At 70.9% G+C, this 6,960-nt stretch carries 7 protein-coding genes; all 7 read right to left on the reverse strand.

Going from position 1 to position 6,960, the window contains the following annotated elements; genetic code table 11:
* On the reverse strand, positions 1-3,023 hold a 3,023-nt coding region (locus tag VF536_RS05180; RefSeq protein ID WP_331613738.1), incomplete at its 3' end, for a hypothetical protein.
* A complete protein-coding gene (locus VF536_RS05185; RefSeq protein ID WP_331613739.1) occupies positions 3,020-3,532 on the reverse strand; it encodes a GPW/gp25 family protein in 513 nt (170 codons plus the stop codon). The genes VF536_RS05185 and VF536_RS05180, both read right to left, overlap by 4 nt.
* Position 3,533: 1 nt before the next feature.
* A complete protein-coding gene (locus VF536_RS05190; RefSeq protein WP_331613740.1) occupies positions 3,534-3,833 on the reverse strand; it encodes a PAAR domain-containing protein in 300 nt (99 codons plus the stop codon).
* Positions 3,834-3,846: 13 nt separating this feature from the next.
* Positions 3,847-5,640, reverse strand: coding sequence for a type VI secretion system tip protein VgrG (vgrG, locus tag VF536_RS05195; RefSeq protein WP_331613741.1), 1,794 nt, complete (start codon positions 5,638-5,640; stop codon positions 3,847-3,849).
* Position 5,641: 1 nt separating this feature from the next.
* Positions 5,642-6,355: a peptidoglycan-binding protein gene (locus VF536_RS05200; protein WP_331613742.1), complete on the reverse strand. Its 714-nt coding sequence runs from the start codon at positions 6,353-6,355 to the stop codon at positions 5,642-5,644.
* 1 nt (position 6,356) lies between these two features.
* A complete protein-coding gene (locus tag VF536_RS05205; protein ID WP_331613743.1) occupies positions 6,357-6,524 on the reverse strand; it encodes a DUF5908 family protein in 168 nt (55 codons plus the stop codon).
* Positions 6,525-6,534: 10 nt separating this feature from the next.
* A partial coding sequence (locus VF536_RS05210) for a phage tail protein (protein ID WP_331613744.1) occupies positions 6,535-6,960 on the reverse strand: 426 nt, incomplete at its 5' end.

A 6,960-nucleotide genomic window follows, 5' to 3' on the forward strand; every position in this document is an offset into this window, starting at 1 on the left:
TCCGGCATCTGGCGCCGCAGCCGCAGCCCTTGCGTGCGCACCGACACCAGGCCCGCGAAGGTGTCGAAGGCTTCGCGCGCCGACAGCCGCAGCCAGTACAGCCCGGCCGGCATCACGGTGTGGTCGGTGCTCATGTCGCGCGGCAGGTCCAACGTCACGATGCCGGATGTCAGGCAGCCGTGCGTCGTGTCGCCCAGCACGCGCGAGGGCGCCAGCGTGCGCCATTCGTCGTTGGCCAGCGTGGCCCACTGGACGCTGCGGGGACGGTTGCCGTTGAGCAGGCTGCGCGCCGACGATTCGCGCAGCTGGAACAGCAGCGTCAGCACACCGCCGGGATCGTTGGAGGCCAGCCCGATGTAGAGGTTGCCGTCGGCGCCCAGGCGCGGCAGCAGGTCGTGCCCGCCGCCCGACACCGCCGAATACAGCGTCTGCAGGCCGAAGGGATGGAGGTGGAACAGCCGCTCGCCGTCGACCCCCTCGGGCGGGTCGTCGTCGCGGTCCAGCGCGATGACGCTGGCGGCCTCGTAGTTCAGCGAGAGGCGCTCGATCACCGGCGTGTAGGGCGGATTCGGCAGCGGGCTCGGGCGCTTGGTGCGGGCGTTGGCGGCCACGGTGGCGGCCAGCTCGATCGGATAGGCCGCATGACCGAAGGCCGCGCGCGGACCGCTGAGCTGCAGCCGGCACAGGCCGTTGCGCGGGATGGCCATCGTCGACCAGTCCTCGTCGGTGGCGCGGCTGAGCTTGCGCACCGAGCCCGGGTCGATCTCGATGTGCTGCGCCGCGACCAGCTCGCCGGCCGGGTTGGGGTCGGCGAACAGCGGCTGGCAGGCGGAGCGGTTCGCGCAGGCCTGCCATTGGCTGTCGCGCAGCCAGGCGATCTCGGTGGTGAAACGTCCCTGGCGCAGCTCCTTGCCGGCGGGGCCGTCGTAACCGGCGTAGTGCGTGTCGAAGCCCCCGGGCTCCAGCGGCAGGCCGCCCCATTCCATGTCCAGCGACAGCCGGTCCAGCGTCTTGCGCGCCGCCTCGGGCGAGCCGACGACCAGGTAGGACGACAGGCCCGGCAACGGGCCGAAGGGCGCGAAGGCCTTGGACGCATCGAGCCGGCCCAGGCCGTTGGCCAGGCGCACGTCGCGCACGCCGCGCACGCACACGCGCAGGTCGACCTCGGCCAGCGGCAGCCGCGCCAGCAGCGAGTACGGATAGAGCCGCCCCTGCGTCGCGACCTCCAGGCGCAGCACGGGCAGGCGCGTCGGCCACTCGGCGCCGTGCACGGCGGGATCGCAGCCGGTGATGGCGGGCGCGTCGGCGCGCAGCCGGATCAGCAGCGACAGGCCCGCGCCGGCGGCGCGGTCGAGGCGGCTCTCCACGGTCCACCAGCCGGTCGCCGTGCTCAGGCTCAGGCGGAAGGCGCCCTGCAGCAGGCGGTCGAAGATCAGCGCACGGTTGGGCGAACCCGAGCCGTCGAACATTGCCGGCAGGCCGGTGCCGAGCAGCCGGTGTGCCGCGTTGCGCATCGAGACCCAGTCGGTGTCCCGGAGGTCCTGGTTGCCCTGGTCCTGCCGGATGTCGTCGGCGGGGGAGGGCGCCGCCGCAGTGCCGATGCCGGCGATGTCGGCGGCATGGACCTTGGCACGACCCTGCGCATGACCCTGCGCATGGGCCTGGGCGGTGGTGGCAGGTCTTGCGTCGCCACCGGCCAGCAGCCACTGCGGCACCAGATTGCCGAACGCATCGCGGAAAGCCTCGGCGGTCTTGGCCCGCAGCACCGCGTCGCGCAGGCCGCGCAGGTCCGGCGCGGCGCCGGACGAGGTCTGGCGCAGGATCACGCGGATCTCGCGCTCGCCCTCGCGCAGCCACAGCAGCGGCGACGCGATCGCCAGCCCGATGCGGGCGTCCTCGGCCCCAGCGCCGCCGGCCGCGCCGAACAGCGGCCAGACCGTGCGGCCGTCCGCCACCGGCTGCGCGACCTTGGCGCGGGTGACGTAGTTCAGGTCGCGCTCGGGCGCGATCAGCCGGTCCCGTTCCAGCCGCAGCGTGCGCAGCGTTTCCACCCGCGCATCGGTGACCGTCAACGGCCCGTCGCTGACGAAACGCACCGGCCGGCCCGCCGCGTCCTTGCCCGCGTCGAAGGCGGTACCCGGCGGCAGGTGCACGTCGCCGGGCGCGCGCAGGTCGCGCTGGCAGGCGAGGTAGACGCTGTCCGCCCGGGACGGCGCGAGGTCGAAGCCCAGGCAGTCGCGGTAGTAGAACGTGGTGTGATGGGCGGGGAAGCGGTTGACCTCGCGCTGCGCCGTCTCGCACACCTTCAGGAACGCGATCAGCAGCGCCGCCGCGGGCTCATGGTTGGCCGTGGCGATGCTGTCGGGCAGCAGCTCGCGCGCCAGACCGCGCACGTCCTCCACCGCGCTGAGGAAGGCGAAGAAGCGCTCGCGCAGCCGCTCGCGGTCCTCGCGCTCGGCGGCGGGATTGACGCTCGCTTCCTCGCTGATCGTGCGGTGCCACATGCGCGAGAGCTCGCGCTCCACCGGGCTTGGCGGACGCGGCGCGGCGGCTCCGCCCGATCCGGCGGCCGCATCGGCTCCCTGCAGGAAACGACGCTCGACCCAGCGCAGGTCCGCCGCCAGCTGCTGGTCGACCAGCAGATGGATGCGCTCGCGCAGCACGCGCGGCGCGGTGTCGTGGATGCCTGCCAGCGCACGCCACCACAGGTCCAGCCAGCCGGCCAGCGTGAGCACCTGGCGCGCCAGGTGCGGCAGCGGCGCGGAGTCCACCTCGCGCCCGAAGTGCTGCTGCATCGGCCACGGATCCACCGCCGCGATGCGCGCCATCACCAGCGTCGGATCGGTGGCGAACAGCGTGCTCCAGTCGCCGGCGTCGTGGTCGTCGAGGTCGATGAAGCGCAGATGCCGCGCCAGCTGGGCCGTCATCTCGACGCGCTGCTCGAAGTCCAGGTCGTCCGGGCGGAAGTACCCGGGGGCCAGGGCTTGCGGGAAACGCTCGCGCTGTTCGGTGCCGGTGCTCATGCGGCCCGCCTTCCTGACGCGGCGGCCGAGGCGTCGCTGCCCGGTCTGCTCCCGGCCGCGTTGCTCGACGGAGTGCCTGACCTGTCGTTCGGCATGTCGAGGAGCAGCTCGCCTTCGCGCAGATACAGCGGGAACACGAAGTTGTAGCGGCTGTTGCTGCTGCGCAGCGTGTAGTCGAGCTGGATGCGCAGCACGCCGTCGTACAGCCCGGAGGTGTCGATATCGATCGCGTTGAGCGCGATGCGCGCCTCGAAGAACAGGATGGCCTGCTGGATCAGGCTGCGGATCTCCGTCAGCGTGCTGTCGTTCATGGTCTCGAAGACCATGCGCCGCAGGCCGCAGCCGTAGGTCGGATGCATGACGCGTTCGCCGGGCGCGGTGGTCAGCAGGATGCGCAGGCTCTCCTCGACGTCGGTCACGCCCGACACCATCACGCCGCCGCGGGTGCGCCGGTCGAAGGCCGGCGGGAAGGCCCAGCCGCTGCCGAGGAAGTCGTGTTCGGCGTCCATGTCAGCCTCCGATCATCACGGTCGGCAGGCCGATCGCGATGTTGCCGCCGTGCGCGGTGGTGTCGCCGACGCGCGCCGCCGGACGGCCGCCGATCATCACCGTCGCGGAGCCCTTGACGATCGCGTCCGGCGGGCCGACGCAGGTCGCGTTGTCGCCCAGCACGGCGGCGGGCAGCGAGCCGATCAGCACCGTCGGCACGCCCGGTCCGATGACCGGGCCGCCGACGTGCGGGATCGGCGGCAGGCCGGGCGTGACCATGGGGCAGACATGCAGGTCGGTGAGGCGGGCGGCGGGCGGCACGGCGTGTCCTTTCTCAATTGATCATGACCATCGCGCCCTTGACCACGGTCTGACCCGAGGCCGAGAGTTCCGCGGCGGCGTTGCCCTTGGCGGAGAAGGCCATCTGCGCCTCGTTGCTGACGTTCATGCCGGTGGTCTTGACGTCGGCCTTGGACGTGATCGAGACGGCGCCGACCGCGTCCAGCTTGATCTGCCCCTTGGCGGTGACGGTGATGTCCTTGGGGCTGTCCAGCGCGATGCCGGACGGGTTGAGTTCGACCTTGTTGCCGTTCTGGTCCTCGAGCAGGATGGACTTGTCCTTGTCGCTCAGCACGATGCGGTTGTTGCCCGGCGTGGTGACGGTGATGACCTTGTCCTTCTCGTCGAACTCCAGCTTGTGCTTGCAGCGCGTGACGAAGGCCTTGGTGTCGTTGGGCGCGGCCAGTGCATACGGCGGCGTGCGGCTGCTGCTGTAGAGGCTGCCCAGGATCACCGGGTGCGAGGGGTCGCCCGCGAAGTAGCCCAGCACGACCTCGTCGCCGATCTCGGGCAGGAAAAAGGCGCCGAAGCCGCTGCTGGCGTGCGACTGCAGCAGTCGCGCCCAGACGCCTTCGGTCTCGGCCTGCAGCACCGGCACCTTGACCTGGATGCGCTGCTCGCCGGCGGGATCGGCATCGAGCTTCATCACCACGCCGACCTGCAGCCCCGACACCGGCGGCAGCAGGCCGGCGGCCGGTTGTGCGGGCACGTCGGGCCGCGCGCTGAACCAGTCGGGATCGAGGCCGAAGTCGGCCTCGGTCGTCCACGCGCCGTCCTCGATGTGGTGGCGCAGCCCGGTGATGTAGACCGAGCCGCTGAAACGCTTGCCCACGCCCTGCAGCTCGATCAGCCCGCCGACCTTGGCCTTGGCGCTGCCCTGGAAGCTCAGCCGGCCGCGCAGCCGCGCCAGGCCGGACTTGAGCTGCTGGGCCTTGGCCCACTGCGTCAGCATGTCGCGCGACTGCGGCGCGCCGGCCTGCATCCGGAAGCTCGCCAGGCCGATGACCTCGGACAAGGTGCTGGTGTCGAGGTCGCCCTGCACCGGCAGCGTGGCCGGATCGGCGGCGGTGCCTTCGAGCGCGGCCTGCGCCTTCGGATCCCAGGACACCGCCATCGCGCTGCCGTACTGGTGGCGCGCGTCGACGTCGCCCTCGAACGAGATCAGGTCGATGCCGTAGGTCACCGACAGCGCCGCCTCGCCCGCGGCCTTGGGCGCGGCGACGGCCAGCGCGCCGTCGTTGACCAGCACCAGCATGCCGTTGGCATCGGCCCGCGTCAGCAGGAAGTCCCAGTCGCTGCAGAAGTGCTGCACCAGCTCGGGATGCGTGATCGTGGTCGCCTCGACGTCGGCGGACAGGCCGTGCGCGCCGGCCAGCGTGCTCATGATGTCGCTGTCGAGCTGGTCGATGTAGTTCACGTTGCGCCGGCCGATCGTCATCTTCACCGCCTTGTCGCGGCACTCGACGATCAGGCGCGCATCGTTGTCGCCCTCGACCCGCAGGCCGTGGCGCACGACGAGACCTTCGAAGATGGTTTCCTCCTGCAGGCCGTAGCCGGCCTGCACGGTCAACCCGGCGCCGGGCTTGAAGTGGGCCGCGTCGCTGAGCGGGAACTCGCGGTCCGGCATGTCGCCGTCGTTGAACACCAGCCGCGCGCTGGGCACGGTGTTGGCGGCGCGGCGCACGGTCACCGACATGAGGTCGGCGCTTTCGGGCAGGCGCTCGCCGTCGATCAGCACGCTGAGCGACACGACGCCGACGGTGTCCTGGAGCGGTGAGACGCCGGGCATGTCACTTCCCCACCGGTGGAAACTTCAGCACCGTCCCGGGGGGGATGTTGCGGAAGTCGGTCAGGCCGTTGTAGCGGGCGACCTTCATGAAGGACGAGGAGTCCCCGTAGATCTGCTCGCACAACGCGCCCAGCGAGTCGTTCTTCTTCATCGTCACCGTGCGCGTCAGGTCGGAGGTGCTGGCGCGGCTGGTGACGCGGCGTTCCTCCTCCTTGCTCATCGCGCCGACGAAGGCCATGTCCACCTTCGCGCGCAGCGGATCGCCGCCCGGCTTGAACAGCGTGTACTGCGTCTTGAGCGACTCCAGCCGGCCGAAGAAGATCAGCGTGCCCCACAGCACCCGCACGTAGGGCGGCTCGGTGCGCAGGTCGATGTATTCGTAGACGACCTTGTTGAGCTGGGCGAGCTGGCCCTTCACGTCGGTCGGCTGACCCGGCACGGCCGGGACCACGCCGGTGCTGTCCAGCACGATGGAGAAGTTGACGCGTTCGTCGTCGATGGCGCTGAACTTGGGCTCCACGCCGGGCGAGCCCTGCGACTTGGTCTTGTCGTAGCGGATGCCGAAGCTGTGGCTGAACTCCGACGGGTTGATCTGCGCCTGGAAGGTGACGTCCTTGTCCAGCTCGACCGTGCCGGTCTTGCTGAGGTTGTAGCGCGTCAGCAGCAGCCGGGTCAGCTGCGGCGAGGCGCCCGCGTCGGCAGCGGCGTCGGCCATCTCAGCGCTCCCGCTGCGCGCGCAGCCGGTCGGCCAGCCAGGCGCGGCATTCGGCGAGCAGCTGCTCGCGCAGCCGCTGCAGGTCGCGCTGCGTCATCGCGGGCGCGGGCGGCGCCGGGGCGGGCGTCACCTGCGAACGGATCAGCAGTTGTCGGACTTCGATGCTCATGGGATTCCCGTCACATCAGGCGGTTGGATCCGGCGTAGGCCAGCTCGATGCGCTCGATGGCGACCTCGTTGCGGGTGGCCTGGAAGGCCTCCACCGACCACTTCACCGGATACGCGTTCTGCACAGCCCACACCCGCAGCGGACCGCCTTCCTCGTCGAGCAGGAAGACGTGCAGCTGCTTGGGGAAGATGGGCTGCGCCAGGCCGCCCTCCAGCACCGACTGGCACCACAGCAGCAGCCGCGACTCCATCGTCGCGATGCCGCGCGAGAGCACCAGCTTCGGATGCTTCACCGCCTTGGGCAGCTGGTGCACGAAGGCGTTCTGCCCGCCCTCGACGACGGTCTCCGTCTCCATCTCTGGCCCCAGGCCGTTGACTTCGCGGAAGGCGCCGTCCGCGTCCTTCGCGTTGGCCCCGAAGGTCACCGCGAAGTGGAA

This window comes from Roseateles sp. (genome assembly GCF_036486225.1).
Taxonomy (GTDB): Bacteria; Pseudomonadota; Gammaproteobacteria; order Burkholderiales; family Burkholderiaceae_C; genus Roseateles.